At 65.5% G+C, this 17,126-nt stretch carries 14 protein-coding genes; 10 read left to right on the top strand and 4 right to left on the bottom strand.

Annotated elements, in window-relative coordinates; genetic code table 11:
* Nucleotides 1-71 precede the first annotated feature (71 nt).
* Nucleotides 72-3,422, top strand: coding sequence for a 5-methyltetrahydropteroyltriglutamate--homocysteine S-methyltransferase (gene metE, locus AB0Y14_RS10470; protein ID WP_436589206.1), 3,351 nt, complete (start codon nucleotides 72-74; stop codon nucleotides 3,420-3,422).
* Between the two features lie 69 nt (nucleotides 3,423-3,491).
* Here metE and AB0Y14_RS10465 read toward each other — a convergent pair whose 3' ends face one another.
* Nucleotides 3,492-4,088 (bottom strand): TetR/AcrR family transcriptional regulator, encoded by a 597-nt coding sequence (locus AB0Y14_RS10465; protein ID WP_436589205.1) that lies wholly within the window; start codon nucleotides 4,086-4,088, stop codon nucleotides 3,492-3,494.
* A 66-nt stretch (nucleotides 4,089-4,154) separates the two neighbouring features.
* On the opposite strand from AB0Y14_RS10465, the gene AB0Y14_RS10460 reads away from it, so the two are divergent.
* The gene (locus tag AB0Y14_RS10460) at nucleotides 4,155-5,390 is read left to right on the top strand and encodes an ABC transporter permease (protein WP_436589204.1); all 1,236 of its coding nucleotides are present in this window, start codon (nucleotides 4,155-4,157) and stop codon (nucleotides 5,388-5,390) included.
* 143 nt (nucleotides 5,391-5,533) lie between these two features.
* Here AB0Y14_RS10460 and AB0Y14_RS10455 read toward each other — a convergent pair whose 3' ends face one another.
* Together AB0Y14_RS10455 and AB0Y14_RS10450 are read right to left on the bottom strand one after the other, a co-directional pair.
* The gene (locus AB0Y14_RS10455) at nucleotides 5,534-6,919 is read right to left on the bottom strand and encodes an NAD-dependent succinate-semialdehyde dehydrogenase (protein ID WP_436589203.1); all 1,386 of its coding nucleotides are present in this window, start codon (nucleotides 6,917-6,919) and stop codon (nucleotides 5,534-5,536) included.
* Between the two features lie 69 nt (nucleotides 6,920-6,988).
* Entirely contained in the window at nucleotides 6,989-7,771 is a 783-nt protein-coding gene (locus AB0Y14_RS10450; RefSeq protein ID WP_436589202.1) for a thiamine phosphate synthase, read from the bottom strand.
* A 175-nt stretch (nucleotides 7,772-7,946) separates the two neighbouring features.
* Between AB0Y14_RS10450 and thiO the strand changes: the two genes are divergently transcribed.
* From thiO to AB0Y14_RS10410, 8 genes are all read left to right on the top strand, one after another.
* Entirely contained in the window at nucleotides 7,947-9,182 is a 1,236-nt protein-coding gene (gene thiO, locus AB0Y14_RS10445) for a glycine oxidase ThiO (protein WP_436589201.1), read from the top strand.
* Nucleotides 9,179-9,418, top strand: coding sequence for a sulfur carrier protein ThiS (gene thiS, locus AB0Y14_RS10440; protein ID WP_436589200.1), 240 nt, complete (start codon nucleotides 9,179-9,181; stop codon nucleotides 9,416-9,418). Before thiO ends, thiS begins: the two co-directional genes overlap by 4 nt.
* 12 nt (nucleotides 9,419-9,430) lie before the next feature.
* On the top strand, nucleotides 9,431-10,261 hold the full coding sequence (locus AB0Y14_RS10435; RefSeq protein WP_436589199.1) for a thiazole synthase: 831 nt from the start codon (nucleotides 9,431-9,433) through the stop codon (nucleotides 10,259-10,261).
* Nucleotides 10,258-11,409 (top strand): molybdopterin-synthase adenylyltransferase MoeB, encoded by a 1,152-nt coding sequence (gene moeB, locus AB0Y14_RS10430; RefSeq protein ID WP_436589198.1) that lies wholly within the window; start codon nucleotides 10,258-10,260, stop codon nucleotides 11,407-11,409. The genes AB0Y14_RS10435 and moeB overlap by 4 nt, the downstream gene beginning before the upstream one ends.
* A 533-nt stretch (nucleotides 11,410-11,942) precedes the next feature.
* Nucleotides 11,943-12,620, top strand: a complete 678-nt coding sequence (locus AB0Y14_RS10425) for a hypothetical protein (protein WP_436589197.1) — start codon at nucleotides 11,943-11,945, stop codon at nucleotides 12,618-12,620.
* Between the two features lie 36 nt (nucleotides 12,621-12,656).
* The gene (locus AB0Y14_RS10420; protein ID WP_436589196.1) at nucleotides 12,657-13,238 is read left to right on the top strand and encodes a hypothetical protein; all 582 of its coding nucleotides are present in this window, start codon (nucleotides 12,657-12,659) and stop codon (nucleotides 13,236-13,238) included.
* Between the two features lie 129 nt (nucleotides 13,239-13,367).
* Nucleotides 13,368-14,102 (top strand): HAD hydrolase family protein, encoded by a 735-nt coding sequence (locus tag AB0Y14_RS10415; protein ID WP_436589195.1) that lies wholly within the window; start codon nucleotides 13,368-13,370, stop codon nucleotides 14,100-14,102.
* 225 nt (nucleotides 14,103-14,327) lie between these two features.
* Nucleotides 14,328-15,644, top strand: coding sequence for an Nramp family divalent metal transporter (locus tag AB0Y14_RS10410; RefSeq protein WP_436589194.1), 1,317 nt, complete (start codon nucleotides 14,328-14,330; stop codon nucleotides 15,642-15,644).
* Between the two features lie 11 nt (nucleotides 15,645-15,655).
* Here the strand turns inward: AB0Y14_RS10410 and AB0Y14_RS10405 are convergent, their stop codons facing one another.
* Nucleotides 15,656-17,083, bottom strand: a complete 1,428-nt coding sequence (locus tag AB0Y14_RS10405; protein WP_436589193.1) for an APC family permease — start codon at nucleotides 17,081-17,083, stop codon at nucleotides 15,656-15,658.
* Between the last annotated feature and the right edge of the window lie 43 nt (nucleotides 17,084-17,126).

Here is a 17,126-nt window from a genome sequence, read left to right as displayed (position 1 = left end):
GTGCTTTCGGTCGTGGGGCCCGCGTATCGACTGACGCCGCCTCCGTCGGGTGTACCGAAAGGAGACCCGGCGTGAAACGTGAAGACGGACCAGCACTGTCCTTCGAGCTCTATCCGCCGCACAGCAGCCTGAGTGCGGAGGCCCTGAGGGCCACCATCGCCGAACTCGAGCCCACGCGCCCCGACTATGTGTCGGTGACGGCCGCCTTGGCAGGGGACAGGAGACGGCAGAGCATCGACCTCCTGCGCCACCTCGTGGACGAGACCGATCTGAAGCCGTTGGCCCATATCCTCTCGACCGGGCAGAACGCCGCCGAACTCGAGGATCTGGTCGAGGAGATCATCGCTCTCGGGGTCCGGGGGCTCCTGGCCCTGCGCGGAGACAGGCCCGAAGGCTACTCGCTCCGCGAGGGCGAATTGCCCTTCGCCCGACATCTCGTCGAGCTCATCCGCCGCGTCGAGGCCAGAGGATCGGCCAAATTGTGTGCGGGGCGCCTCGCGGTCGGGGTCGCGGCGTACCCGGTTCGGCACCCGGAATCCTCGAGCATCCACCACGACACCGAAGTTCTGCTCGCGAAGCAGAGGGCAGGAGCGGACTTCGCCATCACCCAGGTCTACCCCGATCCGGAAGACTACGCCGGGCTGGTCGGCCGGGCCCGCGCCAACGACGTCGACCTGCCGCTCATCCCCGGCATCCTGCCCGTGACCAGCCTGCGCAGGTACCTGCGTGTGTGCGATCTGGCGGGCATCGAGCCCAACCGGGAGCTCGCCTCCCGCCTCGAATCGGCCGGGTCGTTCGCCGAACGCCTGGCCGTGGGGGTGGACTCGGCCGAGGAATTCGCCCGTCGGGCCCTCGACGCCGGGGCGCCCGGCCTGCACATCTACACCTTCAACGAGCACCCGGCAGCACTCGAGCTCGTGGACCGACTCGGTCTGCGTCGGGGTACGCCATTGAAACACCCGTCCGTCGACAGAAAACAACGTGAGGAGATCACCGTGACCGAAACCAACGCCCCGAACCCCATCACCGACGAGAGCCCGTCGGCCACCCGTGGCCGTCCTTTCCCTGGAGCGAGCATCTTGGGTTACCCCAGGATCGGGCGCGACCGGGAGCTCAAGAAGGCCCTCGAATCCTACTGGGCTTCCGGCAGCGGATCCCGTGAGCTGACCGATTCCGTCGACGCCCTGCGTGCGCGGGATGTGCGTCGGCTCGCGGATCTCGGCCTCACTCAGGACTCGTCGATACCGGCCTCGTTCGCCCTCTACGATCAGGTTCTCGACGCCATCCTGGCGACGGGTGCAGTGCCCACGCGTTTCGCAGACCTCGCCGATGAGGACGGACGTTTGGACCGGGACGCATCCTTCGTTCTGGCCCGAGGCGACGAGGCCCGGGGGCCTTTGGAAATGACCAAGTGGTTCAACACCAATTACCACTACCTGGTTCCCGAGATCGGACCACAGACCCCGTTCGCCGCGGATCCGCGGGAACTCATCGGGCAGTTCCGTGCCGGCAACGGAGATTCCGATACCCCACTGCGACCCGCGCTTCTGGGGCCGGTCTCCTTCCTCCTGCTGTCGAAGGCAGATGACGCCGCCCCCGAAGGCTTCGACCCTCTGGACCGGCTCGATGATCTCGTCGAGGTCTATCGACGGCTGATCGACCAGTTGTCGGCCGAAGGAGCGCAGTGGATTCAGATCGAGGAGCCCGCACTCGTGACCGAGCATCACCGGTCCGACCTGGCTGGTCGCATCCGTGACGCGTATCGGCACCTGACGGCCGCACGGACGCCCAACGACCCGTCGATCCTCGTCGCGACCCCCTACGGAGACGCAGAGGATCTCCTGGAGCCGCTGGTCGACGCGGGGGTCGATGCCGTGCACGTGGACCTGGTCTCCGGCCCGGACGGGGGACGGCTCCGCGAACCGAGCGCGGATCAGCTCGCGCTGTTCACTTCCGCGGATGCCCCGGTTCTGGTGGCCGGCGTCGTCAACGGACAGAACATCTGGCGCACCGACTTGCGCAGAACGCTCGCACTGCTCGAGGAGCTGCACGAGGCGGGGGCGAGAGTGTCGGTGAGCACGTCGACGTCGCTCATCCACGTCCCGCACGACGCCTCCCGGGAGGACCGGCTCAACGATCAGCCGCTCCGGTGGCTCGCGTTCGCAGACCAAAAGGTCGGCGAGACCGTGATCCTGGCCAAGGGGCTGGCCGAAGGATCCGAGGCGATCGCCGATCACCTCGAAGCGTCCGATGAGGCCATTCGGCACCGCGCCGAGGCCCGGGGCACGCGCGATGCCGATGTGCGCGAGAGGGTCTCGGGTCTGACCGAGGCCGACTGCCATCGGGAGACCGCGGTAGAGCGCCAACGGAAGCAGGCCTCCGACGGCATCGCAGCGAACCTGCCCGATGTCCCGACGACGACGATCGGGTCTTTCCCCCAGACCGCAGACATCAGGTCGGTGCGCGCAGACTACAGGGCAGGCCGCCTCGGCGAGGCGGAATACGTCGAAAGGCTCAAGCAGGAGATCCGGTCGGTCATTTCTCTCCAGGAGGACCTCGGGCTGGACGTTCTGGTCCACGGCGAACCGGAACGCAACGATATGGTCCAGTACTTCGCGGAGAACCTCGACGGATTCGACGTGACCCGGTACGGCTGGGTCCAGTCCTACGGGTCCAGGTGCACCCGGCCATCGATCCTGTGGGGGGACGTCAGCCGCGAAGGACCCGGCGTCAGGGGAGAGGCCATCACCGTTCCGTGGATCAGCTACGCCCAATCGCTGACCACCAAGCCGGTCAAGGGCATGCTGACCGGCCCGGTGACGATCCTGGCCTGGTCGTTCGTCCGTGAGGACCAACCGCTCGCGGACACGGCCCAGCAGGTCGCCCTCGCTCTCCGGGACGAGGTGGAGGACCTCGAGAGAGCCGGTATCGGCGTCGTCCAGGTGGATGAACCCGCCCTGCGTGAGCTGCTCCCGCTCAGGGAACGGGACAGGCCGGACTATCTTGACTGGTCGGTCCGGTCCTTCCGGATCGCGACGTCTGGGGTTCGGGCCGAAACCCAGATCCACACCCATCTGTGCTATTCGGAGTTCGGCGAGGTGCTGTCCGCCATCGACGCATTGGATGCCGATGTCACGAGCGTCGAGGCGGCGCGCTCGCGGATGGAGTTGCTGGACCCGCTCGCGGATATCGGATTCGAGCGAGGCATCGGACCGGGGGTGTGGGACATTCACTCACCTCGTGTGCCCACGGTCGGGGAAATCGAGGACCTGCTCTCCGCGGCGTCCCGAGCGATCCCTCGCGACCGTCTCTGGGCGAATCCCGACTGCGGTCTCAAGACCCGCGGATACGAGGAGACCACCGCGGCCCTGGCTCGACTCGTCGAGTCCGCTCGGCGTCTGCGCGCGGCCGTGACGGTCTGACGGTTGTTTCACGGGCCCGGCCGGTTCGCATCGATGCGGACCGGCCGGGCCTTACCGCCCGAAACGGTCCTACGGGATCAATTTCAGCGCGTCCTCAATGAGCTGATCCCGATCTGCATCCGTGTCCACGGCGGTGCGGATCAGAAGGCCGTGGAACAGGAGCATGAGGACGTTCGCCAGTCGGGAGGGGTCGGCGACGACGTCGTCCGGGTCGGCACCCTGACTGACCTTCATCTCCGACCAGGGTTCGAGTACTCCCGCAAGCAGTGTGCGGCCCCGGCGGATGTTTTCCTGGGCGACCTCGTGGACCTCAGAGTTCACGGTAGATTCCGCGACGAACTGGAGGAGCAGCGGACCGAAGTCGATCGAGAACAAGGTTTCGATCAGCAACCGGGCGACCTCCGAGAGGGCCAGTGGGTCCCCCGTTTCAGTCTCCATATCGGTCAGATCCTTGAGGGTCGCGCCGAAAATGTGCTCCGCGGTGCCGCGCATGATGGATGCCTTGCCATCGAAGTGGGAATAGATCGACCCGGGGGACATCCCGGACTCCGCGACGATGTCAGCCATGGAGGTGTTGGAGAAGCCCTTGTTCAGGAAGCAACGGCGCGCTGCGGCGATGATGCGCTCACGCCGCTCGATCTTTGATGACTCTGACAACCTCGGCATGGAAAAAGAATACCTGTTCTGTTATTGTGAACGCAACTAGAAGGATCATTCTGTTTAGGAGCCGCTATGAGCGTTCAGGATTCGCGGCGCACGGGCGCCGAATCCGCAACCACCACCGCGAAAGAGCACGTCGGAAGCCACCTCGGCAAGGTTTTTGGGGTTTCGGTGCTCGCGGCGCTGATCGTGACGGTCTTCGTCCTGGCCTTCACCTGGCCGACCAAGACCTCCGAGGCACACAACATGCCGGTCAGTGTCGCTGGTCCGCAGAAGACCGTGGACCAGTTCGAGGACAAGATCAGCGAAAAGTCGGGGGACACCTTCGACTTCGTGTCTGCCGACAGTCGCGATGACGCCGTCAACCAGATCAAGCACCGCGAGACCTACGGCGCCGTGATCCTGGCCGAGCAGCCAGGGGCCCCGGAGGTTCTGACCGCACCGGCGTCGAATTCGGCCGCCACGCAGGTCATGAGCGGCATCGCCGATCAACTCACGCAGCAGACCAAGGGCCAGATCACCGGCCAGGTCGAGCAGATGAAGGCCGCCTCGGGCGGTCAGCTGAAACCCGAGCAGGCGCAGAAGGCCCTGGCCATGCAGGAGAAGGCCGCCGATACCAAGGTGGCCGAGACCGAGGTCGTGCCCCTTTCGGACGACGATTCCAACGGGTCTGGGCTGGCCGCGGCGGCCTTCCCGCTGGTGCTCGGTGGCATGCTCGGCGGCGTGTTGATCACATTCTTGGTCAAGGGAGTGTGGCGGCGGCTGATCGCGGCCGTGGCCTATGGTGCGGCCTGCGGCCTCAGCCTGACCCTGATCCTCCACACGTGGTTCGGTTTCGTGCAGGGCAACTTCGGGCTCGTGTGGTTGGCCTTCGGGCTCTCGGCCATGGCGACGGCAACCTTCATCCTGGGGTGCACGGCGATTCTCGGGGCGCCCGGTATCGGTATCGGCGCCGTCGTGACCATGCTCCTGGGCAATCCGCTGTCCGGGGCGCAGGCCCCGTGGCAATTCATGGTTGAGCCTTGGGGAAGGATCGGACAGTATCTGGTGCCCGGCGCGTCCAACACGCTCCTGAGGTCCCTGAGCTACTTCCCCGATGCCCCGACGGCCCAGCAGTGGTGGACCCTCATGGTGTGGGTCGCGGCCGGGGTGGCGCTGACCGCCTTGGGGCACTTCCGCCACAACCGCATCAACGATGATCCCGATGAGACCGATGCGCGTCGGGTCGGTGGCGAGTCCGAGCTCGCCACGGGGAACCACCCTGCACCGCGTCATCGTCGCGGAGGCCCCGAGGCGGACGTCGACTGATGGACCGGTGACGGTTGGAAGTGACCGGATGCAACAAGGGGCCGGGCGCCGACCGGGGATTTTCCCGGTATCGGTGCCCGACCCCTCGTTATCCGTTGGAGGCGGACCTGGTGAGCGGTGGTGCCTCCGACACGGAAAGCAGACTAGAGCTGCTGGTTGTTCACACGGACGGTCCGCTCATTGGTGAACTGCTGGAGTGCCCACTGGGCGTTCTCGCGACCATAGCCCGAACGGTTGATCCCGCCGAAGGGGAACTCAGGGCTGGAGTCCATGTGAGTGTTCACGAAGGTCATGCCCGCGTTGATCCGCTCGGCGAACTTCCTGCCCTTCTCCGCGTCGGTGGTCCACACCGAAGCCATCAGGCCGTACTGCGTGTCATTGGCGATCCGGAGGGCGTCCTCTTCATCCTTGGCCTTGTAGACCATGACGGCCGGCCCGAAGAGCTCGTTGCACCCGAGATCCGACTTCGGGTCGATGTCGGTCAGCAGTGCCGGCGACATGAACCAGCCGGGGCGGTCCAACTTCTCGCCACCCGTGTGCAGGGTGGCGCCCTCTTCGGAGGCCTTCTGGATCCGCTCCACGACCTCGTCTCGGGCGCCCTCGGAGGAGAGCGGTCCCATGTCGGTCGCGGGGTCGTCGTAGGCGCCGACGGTCACGTTCTCCACGGCTTCCTTGGCTGCGGCGACGAAGTCGTCGTAGTACTCCTCGACGACGATCAGGCGCTTGGGGGAGGTGCAGACCTGACCCGCATTCGCCGTCCGCAGAGTCACGGCCTTCTGGGCGAGTCCCTTGACGTCGTCGGTGTCCAGGACCACGAACGGATCATTGCCGCCGAGCTCCAGAACCGACCGCTTGAAGTACTTCGCGGCGATCTTGGCGACCGACGAGCCGGCCTCTTCCGAGCCGGTCAGGGAGAAGCCCTTGACTCGGAAATCCTTCAGGACCTCTTCGGCGTCGCTGCTGTTGAGGTACACGTTGGTGTAGACGCCCTTCGGCAGCCCGGCTTCCTCCAGGAGGTCCTGGAAGGCCTGGGACGAGGTCGGGCAGATAGCGGCCTGCTTCATGAGAATGGCGTTGCCGACCATGATGTTCGGCAGTGCGAAACGGGCGATCTGGTTGTAGGGGAAGTTCCAGGGCATGATTCCGAGCAGTACGCCCAGCGGATCGTGCTTGACGTAGGTCTGGTCCGCGCCCTGTGCGTCGGGAAGCTGGGTGTCCTCCAGGAACTTCTCCGAATTCTCGGCGAACCAGCGGGCCGTGAAGGCCACCTTCTTGACCTCGGCTTCGCCCTGCTTCTTGGGCTTGCCCATTTCCTTGCCGATGAGATCGGCCAGTTCGCTTGCCTTGCCCTCGACCAGATCGGCGAAGGCCTTCAGTACCTCGCCGCGCTTGCTGACGGGGGTTTCCTTCCAGTCCTGGAAGGCACGGTCGGCGGTATCGATGACTTCGGCGATCTCCTCGGGGGTGAGGGAATCGAAAGTCTGCTCGACTTCGCCGGTGTTCGGATTGGTCACAGCAAAAGTACTCATGTATACAGCAAAACCAATGTGCGGCGGCGCGTCCAGACCTTTTCGACATCGGCGGAATGTTTCGGGTTTTTACTCCGCCCCAAGCGCGTCCGCGAGCCGACGTGCGGCGTTCTCCGGGGCTGGGGCATCGGCAATGGCGCGCACGACGACGATCCTTCCTGCACCCGCGGCCTTGACCTGGGAGACGGTTTCCTCGTCAATACCGCCGATCGCGAAGAACGGCGTCGAGGACGTGTCGCAGACGGGATCGAGGTCCGCCGCGAATGCGGGGAGGTCCAGTCCGACGGCGGGCCGGCCCGGTTTGGTCGGTGTCTCCCACACCGGACCCGTGCAGTAGTAGTCCGTTCCCGGGTCCTCGGAGGCCGCGAGCACCTGCGAGCGGGTGTGACACGAGCGGCCCAGGAGGACGTCGTCCCCGAGCACTGCCCGGGCTTGGTGCGTGGTCAGGTCGGTCTGGCCCACGTGGAAGACGTCGACCCGCGCGAGGAGGGCCGCATCCGCGCGGTCGTTGGCCGCGGAGAGCCCGCCCTCTTGCCCCGCGACGCGAACCAGCAGGCGGAGGGCCTCCAACTCGGTGCGGATCGAGACTTTCTTGTCCCGGACTTGGATGATGTCGACGCCGCCACGGAACGCCGACCGGAAGAACAGTTCGAGCCGGTCGGCATCCAGCCGTTCGACGCTATCCTGCCCGGGAGCCGTGGCCAGGAACTTCTGCAGGTCGCAGCAGAGGTAGAGGCGGGCGCTGCGGAGCCGTTCGAGTCGGGTGGCCCGGGTCGCGGACAACGAAGGGGAATCCGCAGACGTCAGTGGGCCCCGGCGGGGTGAATTCTTGAAGGTCGTCACGGAAGCCACATTAACCCACCCCGCAACCACGGTCCCGAACTCGGGCGGACCGGCGGTGTGCACCCCCGGTCGAGTGTGCCTAGACTTGAGGCACATGGGAGTCCGGGACGGCCGGACTGAGAGGGCAATACCGCCGACCATCAGGACTCGATGCGGATCATGCCGCCGTGAGGAGGATCAACCGATGCATATCGGTGTTGTCGGTGCCGGCGTCGTCGGCCTGCAGACCGCCTGGCAACTGCGGTTGCGCGGGCATCGCGTGACGATTTTCGACCCGGACCCCGGCCATGGGGCAACGCGCGCCGCGGCGGGAATGCTCGCGCCCATCAGCGAGGTCCAATTCGGACAGGACAGGCTGTACCCCCTGATGCTCGCCGCGCTCCGCGAGTATCCGGAGCACATTGCTCGCCTTGCTCGGGCCACGGATCGACCGCACGGTTACCTCGAGAACGGAACGCTCTTGGTGGCCGGGGACCGGGCGGATCTGACTCGGGTGGCCGACCACGCACGGGTCCACGCAGAGCACGGGATGCACACGAGGCCGATCTCGCAACAGCAGTTGCGCGAGGCGGAACCCGGTCTCAACCCCCGATTGTCGGGGGGATTCGAAGTTCCGAGCGATCACCAGATAGACCCCCGTCTCCTTCTCGGAGCGCTCAAGGATGCGCTGTCCGGGGAACTCGACCCTCGCGACTTTCCCGGCGTCGGCCCCGCCGCAGCAGTCTGCGAGGAGACCGTTGTCCGGATCGACGAGTCCCACGGGGACCGGATATCGCACGATCTCACGACGGCCGAGGGCCGGGCGCACCGGGTCGACCGGGTTCTCGTCGCCTGCGGCTTGGGATATCGAAGCCTCGAAGGCGTGACGGAGGGGCTTCCGCTGGACCTGAGAGCGGTCCACGGGGACGTCCTCAGGCTCCGGCTTCGTGAGGGATACCTTGCGCCGGGGGAGAGGCACCTGGTCAATGCGACCGTTCGGGCCACGGTCCTCGGCCGCCAGGTCTACCTCGTGCCCCGTGCGGATGGCGGCCTGGTGGTCGGCGCCAGCGTTCGAGAGGACGGCCTGTCCGGAGTCAACGCCGGGTGCGTGCAGGAGCTGCTGGAGGACGCCGTGACCGTGGCTCCGGGGGTGAGAGATATGGAGCTCGTGGAGACCATGGCTCGAGCGCGCCCCGGCACACCCGACGACATCCCGTATCTGGGTTGTGTCCCGAACGCCCCCGGCGTCGTGGTCTCGACCGGGTATTCGCGCCACGGAATTCTCCTCTCACCCCTCGGCGCGCGTCTGGGGGCGGCCCTTCTGACCCACGAACCATTGGGCGAAGACGACGCCCAGCTTCTCGAGACCATGGACCCCACTCGCTTCGGCGAGCGGGCAGGACCGGCGCGCGAGCGCCTTGCAGGAGGAATACCCGCATGAAATCCGTGAAAGTCAACGAACGGCAGATCAGCGTGCACGATCGGGCAACGCTGGTGGATGTGGTCGGCAAGGTTCTGGACCGCGACCTGGAGCCGGACGGTCGTCCGACCGACGGCGGACGCCTCGGTGTTGCGGTGTCCATCGACGGCCAGGTCGTGCCCCGCACCGCGTGGCAAGAACGAGTGGTCGACGACGGAACCGAGATCGACCTGGTCACCGCCGTCCAAGGAGGATAAGGAAGAATTCGCATGGAACAGTCAACACAGACCATGGCATCGGACGCCGGGACCGCGACGGATTTGTCTCCGGTCCGGGTGGGGGATTACGAGCTCACGAGCCGACTCATCATGGGCACCGGCGGTGCGACCGACCTCGCGTCACTCGAGAAGGCGTTGGTTGCTTCCGGGACGACCCTGACCACGGTGGCCGTACGCCGCTACGATCCGTCGACCAAGACCAGTGTTTTTGCGCTCCTCGAGAGGCTCGGCATCGATGTCCTGCCCAACACCGCCGGGTGTTACACCGCGCGGGACGCCGTGCTCACCGCGAACCTGGCGAGGGAGGCCCTCGAAACGAATCTGGTCAAGGTCGAGGTCGTCGCCGACGAGGACACGCTGCTCCCGGATGTGGTCGAGACACTGCGAGTGACCGAGACGCTCGCGGAGCAGGGCTTCACGCCCATGGTCTACACGACCGACGATCCCGGTGTCGCGATCCGGCTCGAGAACGCCGGCGCCGCGGCGGTCATGCCCCTGGGCTCGCCCATCGGGACCGGACTGGGAATCCTGAATCCGTACAACATCGAACTGATCGCGGCCCGCGCGACGGTCCCGGTGGTGGTCGACGCGGGTATCGGTACGGCCTCCGAGGCCGCGCAGGCCATGGAGCTCGGGTGCGACGCCGTGCTCGTGGCTTCCGCCGTGACCAGGGCCCGCGATCCGCGGTCGATGGGTCTTGCCATGCGTCGCGGCGTCGAGGCCGGGTACCTGGCTCGTGAGGCGGGCAGGATTCCGCGCCGGACGGAGGCGCTCGCCTCGTCCCCGCGCGAAGGCAGGGTCCGTGCGGAGGAAAGGATATGAGCGGCATCGAGGATTGGAGCGACGCCCAGCTCGAACGTTTCCAGAGGCATCTCGGTCTGGCCGGTTTCGGACCCGAGGCCCAGCGAAAGCTGCTCGACTCGCGGGTTCTGGTGGTCGGTGCCGGCGGTCTCGGTTCCCCGATACTCCAGTATCTGGGAGCGGCGGGTGTCGGACACATCGAGATCGTGGACGACGACGTCGTGGACCGTTCGAACCTCCACCGGCAGGTGATCCATTCGGAGGACACCATCGGACGGTACAAGACCGAATCCGCGGCGCGCGTGGTTCGGGGCCTGAACCCGGAGGCCGACGTCGTCGAGCATCGCGTGCGCATATCGTCGGACAACGCGTTGGACCTGGTGCGATCGGTCGACCTGGTCATCGACGGATCGGACAATTTTCTGACCCGTTACGTGGTCTCCGATGCGGCCGAGATTGTGGGCAAGCCCGTGGTTTACGGGGCAATCCTGAGGTTCGAGGGACAGGTCGGGGTCTTCTGGTCGGGGCATGGGCCCACCTACCGGGACCTCTTTCCGGAGGCCCCCGGGCCAGGAGAGGTACCTTCCTGCGCCGAGGCGGGCGTGATCGGGGTCCTTCCCGGTGTGATCGGGACTCTGATGGCCACCGAAGCGATCAAGGTCATCGCCGGCGTCGGCGAGCCGTTGCTGGGCCGCGTGCTCGTGTACGACGCGCTCGCGGCCTCCTTCCAGGAGCTGCGGCTCGCACCCGATCCGGGGCGTCCTCGAGTCACGACCGTGGCCCCAGACCTGGACGAATCTGTGGTGGGCCCCGCTTGTTCCCTGCAAGGCGGGTCCGAACCGACGGTGCCGGAGGATGAGATCACACCTGACGGCCTCCGAACGCTTCTGGCCGAAAGAAGGGACGTGACGCTCGTGGACGTGCGGGAAATCTGGGAGAGCCGACTCGGAGCGATCGCCGGAGCCGAGAACATTCCGCTGGGGGAGATCGAACGTGATTCCGGGGTTGAGCTCGGCTCCCGGCTCGACCCCGAGGGCCCGGCCGTCTTCTACTGCAAGTCCGGCGCGCGGTCCCGCAAGGCTATGGAAATAGTCTCGGCGGCCAGGCCCGACGTCGATATTCGGAGCCTTTCCGGAGGGTACGACGGGTGGGCCTCATCCGGGGCGTGATCGAGAACTCCGATGCGGTCGAGTCCCGGGGCGGTCCGCGGTCGGACTTTTCGCGGCTGAGACCGCCGCTTCATAAAACGTAATATGGGGTGGTTGACCTGCGCTGGCCGCGTTCGTGGGGTTCTCATGACCTCCGGGTAAGGCAAACCAAACCCATACGTTAAATCTTGAATCGACGGGATTTCTGTCCGTCGTTGTGTACTGCTCGGTACAAACCATTTTCGGAGTCCTCGGATGTTCCGATGCTCCTCTCTTTTGCTCCGCCCTCGAGCGCGGGGTTCGTGGAGTGGTTGCGGAATACATGCATTTGCGTGGGTTTCTGTGTGGATCCCCGCGATGCCGCTTCCAATGGTTGCGGCGCGCTCGAAAAGTGCATATGTACTAGGCAGTACAAAAAGGCCGCTTGGCTATGTATCGTTCCGGTCAGATGCCGGCCGGAGGGCCTCATTCCTGACGGATGGGGCTCGTGCATCGCACAGCGTGCGGTGTTGGTTGCCGGGATCCGCAGATCAAGGTCCAAACGAGGAGCACCTATGAAGCTGACAGGAAAGATGGCTGGAATTCTGGGCGGCAGTGCGCTGCTGGTCGGTCTCGCCGCGATGCCCGCGAACGCCACGACCATCGAGAACCACTATCCCGAAACGCCCAAGTTGAACCCGACCCTGCCGATCGTGAACACCTACCACGGATCGGACCACATCAAACCGAACGTCCTCAACCCGCACCCGGTGTGCAACGCGCTCGAAGACCGTCGCACCGTGGTCTACGAGGTCAAGGACAACTTCTCGCCGGTCGGAACCATCTCCACGGCCAACAACACGGACAAGAACATCCCGTTGACGCAGGAGACCTCCAAGTCCCAATCGATCAACATCAAGGTCAACGGCGAGCAGGGCAATAGCACGACGATCAACGCGAGCGGTTCCAAGGACGGCGGCACGTTCGGTATCGCTACCGAAATTTCGAAGAAGGTCGGCTTCGAGGCCGCCTACGAGTTGTCCTGGAACGTCGGTCAGACGGTCGGCCCCTACGACGTTCCCCCGGGATACACCGGTGAGGCCACGTACGGTTTCCGCACGGTGACCATGTCCGGCACGCAGCAGATCTGCGGCGCGGACGGTACCTGGACCAACCCGACGGCCTGGAATGCCTTCGTTCCGGTCAAGAACGAGGTCGACGTCAAGCTGTACAACAACCCGGCTGATTCCTAGACCATCGCTGATTCACGGAACGGAGACTGAACAATCATGAAGAACAAGCTCATCGGCCGCACGACGGCGGTCGCAGCAGCTCTCGCCCTTGGAATCACCACGTTCGGCGCGGGTGCCGCGCAGGCGGACGAGACGGCGACGCCGGCCCATGATCTGAGCGTCGGGTACACCGTCTCCGGTATGAAGGCCAAGGGCTACGCCGGCCTGGTTGCCGTTCATGCCAAGAACGTCGGATCGGAACGCTACTACTCGGAGTTCCCGGCTATCAGCTTCCGCATCGACGTGAAAACCGAGAAGGGCCCCCAGGGCGTCGATCGGGTCATCACGCCGGGCTGGTTCAACGGGGCCTACACCCAGGACCTCGGCTTCGACGAGAAGACATCAACCCGCTCCTTCATGGTCACCCTGGCCAACCCGGTGGAGGTGGGGCAGGACCAGCTGATCGCCAATTTGGACTTCGGTGACGGGCTGACGAAGGAAGGCCGCCTGGAGAATTACGTGACCGTGACGCAGGTCGGCCGCCTGGATGACGACAAGACCACGGGCAACGACCAGAACGTGGACTCGCGCCAGAACACGACTACTGACACCGGCAAGGCCAACGCCGGCGTGTTCTAGGGCAACGGCTATTGCGCTACGGCCACGCGCAGACATGGATGCGGCCGGGAGAGTCTTCTCCCGGCCGCATTCGTGCGCGCCGGGCGCGGGCACTCGTGAGCGGTGTCCCTGCTTATAAGGTGTGAGGTGATGAATGAACCCGCAGTCTTCGATGTGGACGGCACCCTGTGCTTCGACGGGCGCACTATCTCCGCGGACATCCTCGAGGCCCTTCGCGTGTTGCGGTCCGTCCGGCCCCTGGTCTTCGCTTCGGCCAGGCCGATCCGTGATCTCTACCCGGTTCTGCCGCGGGATCTCCGCAAGGAGGCACTCATCGGTGGCAACGGTGCCTTTGTGCAGCGAAGGGGTGGGGGCATCGATGTCGTTGGTTTCGCGCCCTCCGAGCGGGACCTGGTGGACGGGCTGATCGAGGCGACCGGATGCGCTTATCTGATCGATGGCGAGTGGAACTACTCCTACACGGGCGAAGCGAATCATCGGATCTATCGACAGCTCGACGCCGGAGCCCTGGCGTCCGCGGTGTCTCGGGTCGAGATGGGCACCTATTCCAAGGTGGTGCTGTTCACCGAGGACGAGTCCGTGCAGGAACGCCTTCGTTCGGCCGGCCTGGCCGTGACGCATCACCCGGCCGAGGGCCTCATCGACATCGCCCCGTCGGGTATCTCCAAGCATGCGGCGCTCGTGAAATTACAACTTTGCGGCGGCGGGTATACGGCGTTCGGCAACGACGCGAACGACGTCGACCTCCTGCGCCATGCGGATGCCAGCTTCTGCATCGGCCACCACGAACTCCTGGCTTTCGCGGACCATCACCTGGAGCCGGACGACGTCGCCCCGGCGATCCTCGGGCTCGCTCGAGACTGAGTGCGTTCGACCCTGCGGCGGGGCTGATCCGAGGTTTCGTCATCGTTCCGCACCGCCCTCGCGGCATCGACTTCTCCGGAACGATGATGCGCATTCACGGGGCTGGCCGGCTCATTCCTGAGGGCGCCCTCCTTGGGGCGCGTTCATCGGGTGGCGATCGACTTCGCTCGGGCGTAGTCTTCCTGTCAGGCAGGGCGTAAAACCATCTGAGGAGGCTGGGAACCGATGAGCGAGAGGCAGGCCGAATCGGTGCACGCCGGCTCCGGAACCGAATCGGGCGGTGTGTCGCGGCCCTCGAATTCCTCCGCCTCGCGGCCACGTGTTCCGCGCCAACGGTGGATCGCCCTGCTGGGTCCTGCGTTCGTTGCATCGATTGCCTACGTGGACCCCGGCAACGTCGCCTCGAACCTCTCGGCCGGGGCGGAGTACGGATATCTCCTGGTCTGGGTGCCGGTTCTGGCCAACCTCATGGCGGTTCTGGTTCAGTACCTCTCGGCGAAGCTCGCCGTCGTGACGGGTGAGAGCCTCCCTGATCTCCTCGGGGCTCGCATGCGTCGGGGTCCGCGGTTGTTGTTCTGGGCCCAGGCCGAGATCGTCGCGGCGGCCACCGATCTCGCCGAGGTGGTCGGTGGGGCTATTGCCCTGCACATCCTGTTCGGTATGCCGATGCTCTGGGGAGGTGTGCTGGTCGGCGCCGTCTCGATGGTGTTGCTGGCCGTGCAGAACGGCAGGAATCCACGGCGCTTCGAGGTGCTGGTGGTTGGTCTGCTGGTCGTGATCACCATCGGGTTCATGTCCGGGCTGGTCGTGAGCCCCTTGGACTGGGGCGCGGCCTCCGAAGGGCTGATCCCTCGATTCCAGGACTCCCAATCCGTGCTCCTGGCAGCCAGTATGCTCGGTGCCACCGTCATGCCCCACGCCATCTACCTGCACTCCGCGCTCGTCCGGGACCGGCACGGGCGCCCCGAGTCACGCTCCGAAACGACGACGTCGCGCCTGTTGTCGGCGACCCGTTGGGATGTGGTCCTGGGGCTGATCATCGCCGGGTCCGTCAATATCGGCATGTTGCTCATGGCGGCGGCGTCCCTCCCTGGCGTTGCGGGAACCGACAGCATCGAGGGGGCCGCCGCAGCCATCTCCGAGCATCTCGGTCCCGCGGTCGGGCTCGTTTTCGCGGTGGGACTGCTCGCGTCCGGGCTCGCCTCGACGTCGGTCGGCTGCTATGCCGGTTCGGCCATCATGAAGGGTCTCCTGCGCATCCGGGTCCCCTTGCTCGTGCGCCGTGCGGTCACCCTGATACCTGCGCTCCTGGTCCTGGGGATCGGGTGGGACCCCACGTGGAGCCTGGTCATCAGCCAAGTCGTCCTGTCGCTGGGCATTCCTTTCGCCATCATTCCGCTCGCCCGGTACACGGCCGACCGTGGGCTGATGGGCCGGTGGGCCAATCCGTGGGTGGTCCGAGTTCTTGCCCTCGTCGTGGCCGTGGCGATCGTGGTGCTCAATGTCCTGCTGGTGGTGCTGACCCTGATGGGCGAAGCGTAGCGGTCGGGGCCTCAGTCGTCCGCCTGGATCAGCTCATCCCCGATGTTCCTGGCCATATCGGGTCGAAGCAACGCCATCCCGAGCCCGACGGCGCACCACAGGCCTGCTACCCACGGGAAGTAGCTATACGGGGCCTCCTGGCCCCAGGCCTGGACGAAGTAGACGTAGCCGAGGTAAATCAGCGCGACCACGGGGAAGACGATCTCCCACCGAGGAATATTCGTCGTCCGATGCAGGATGGCGGAGAGCGCCCCGAGGGAGGTCATGGCGTAGGCGACCAGCAGGCAGAGCACGGCAATGGTGGCGTACCAGTAGTACGTTTCGAACGGCCCTGCCCGGACCGCCAGCAGAACGAGGGACAGGAGCAAGGCAATGACCACCACGGCCGTCACGCAATGGCGCGGAGTGCGCTGGTCGGCCCGGGTCCTGGCCAGAATCTTGGGGCCGAACCCGTCTCTGGCGAGCGCGAACAGGAGGCGGGCCCCGGCCGACGTCGAACTCAGCGCCGATCCGAAGGCTACCGCGAACGCGGAGAAGGCCAGGAGCTGGGCGAAGAACGGATTGGTGTACTGAAGGGCGATATCGATGAGTGACGACTCCGAGGCGGCAAAGGACTTCGCGCCCGCCTCCGTCGCCCCGAACCCGATCGTCTGCGCGTACATGACCAGAACGTAGATGACTCCGCACAGGATCACGGATCCCATGAGGGCGAAGGGGATGGCTCGTCTGGGGTTCCTCGTCTCCTCGGCCAATGATGTGCACGATTCGAAACCCGCCCAGGAGATGAACGCGAAGACGGAGGCCGTCATGACGGCAGATCCGGAGGCGCCATGAGGGAGGAGGGGTGCCAGTTCGAGCCCCGGGCCCTCGGCTCCGGGGTGCGAACCGTTGCCGGCGCCGACCGTCACCAGTACCACCACGGTCAGAACGACCATCAAGGCCAGGCCGAATCCGCCGATGAGGAGCAGGACGCGGGTGACGAGCGGGGCCTCCTTCGAACCGATCGTCCAAACCAGGACCCCAATGATCAGCAGCAACAGCGGCCAGGGCGGCGATGAGTCGAGTCCGAGAGTCGCCAGGAATGCGTTGAAGAAGACTCCGCACGCGCCGAAGATACAGGTCACGAAGAAGAGGTAAGTCCCGAGCAAGGCGAAGCCGGAGAAGAATCCGGCCCGAGGGCCGATGGTCACCCCCGTGAGGGCATATACCGAGCCGGAGTGCGCATATTTTCCAGTCAGGCGGAAGAAGGCGTATGCCACCACCACGACGCCGATCGCCGCAACGAGAAATGTGAAGGGCACTTTGGTTCCCACGAGGTCTGCCACGCCAATGCCATTGAGAGCCATGGCCATGACCGGACCCATGAAACCTACGGAGAGCGCGGCCGCCTCGATGGAAGAGATCTTGCGAGGAGGGCGCGTGGTCGAGGAATCGGGCATGCTACTCACCTACGATATGGTGCGGATCACAGTTGGTCAGGTT

Source organism: Rothia sp. HC945 (assembly GCF_051370785.1).
Taxonomy (GTDB): Bacteria; Actinomycetota; Actinomycetes; order Actinomycetales; family Micrococcaceae; genus Rothia.
This window is presented reverse-complemented; position numbering and strand designations above follow the sequence as displayed.

Excerpts from the sequence above, each read along its gene's own strand:
- AB0Y14_RS10460 (WP_436589204.1), top strand. The coding sequence starts at position 4,155 with ATGAGCGTTCAGGATTCGCGGCGCACGGGCGCCGAATCCGCAACCACC.
- AB0Y14_RS10435 (WP_436589199.1), top strand. The coding sequence starts at position 9,431 with ATGGAACAGTCAACACAGACCATGGCATCGGACGCCGGGACCGCGACG.
- AB0Y14_RS10410 (WP_436589194.1), top strand. The coding sequence starts at position 14,328 with ATGAGCGAGAGGCAGGCCGAATCGGTGCACGCCGGCTCCGGAACCGAA.
- moeB (WP_436589198.1), top strand. The coding sequence starts at position 10,258 with ATGAGCGGCATCGAGGATTGGAGCGACGCCCAGCTCGAACGTTTCCAG.
- AB0Y14_RS10405 (WP_436589193.1), bottom strand. The coding sequence starts at position 17,083 with ATGCCCGATTCCTCGACCACGCGCCCTCCTCGCAAGATCTCTTCCATC.
- AB0Y14_RS10415 (WP_436589195.1), top strand. The coding sequence starts at position 13,368 with ATGAATGAACCCGCAGTCTTCGATGTGGACGGCACCCTGTGCTTCGAC.
- AB0Y14_RS10420 (WP_436589196.1), top strand. The coding sequence starts at position 12,657 with ATGAAGAACAAGCTCATCGGCCGCACGACGGCGGTCGCAGCAGCTCTC.
- AB0Y14_RS10425 (WP_436589197.1), top strand. The coding sequence starts at position 11,943 with ATGAAGCTGACAGGAAAGATGGCTGGAATTCTGGGCGGCAGTGCGCTG.
- thiS (WP_436589200.1), top strand. The coding sequence starts at position 9,179 with ATGAAATCCGTGAAAGTCAACGAACGGCAGATCAGCGTGCACGATCGG.
- thiO (WP_436589201.1), top strand. The coding sequence starts at position 7,947 with ATGCATATCGGTGTTGTCGGTGCCGGCGTCGTCGGCCTGCAGACCGCC.
- AB0Y14_RS10465 (WP_436589205.1), bottom strand. The coding sequence starts at position 4,088 with ATGCCGAGGTTGTCAGAGTCATCAAAGATCGAGCGGCGTGAGCGCATC.
- AB0Y14_RS10455 (WP_436589203.1), bottom strand. The coding sequence starts at position 6,919 with ATGAGTACTTTTGCTGTGACCAATCCGAACACCGGCGAAGTCGAGCAG.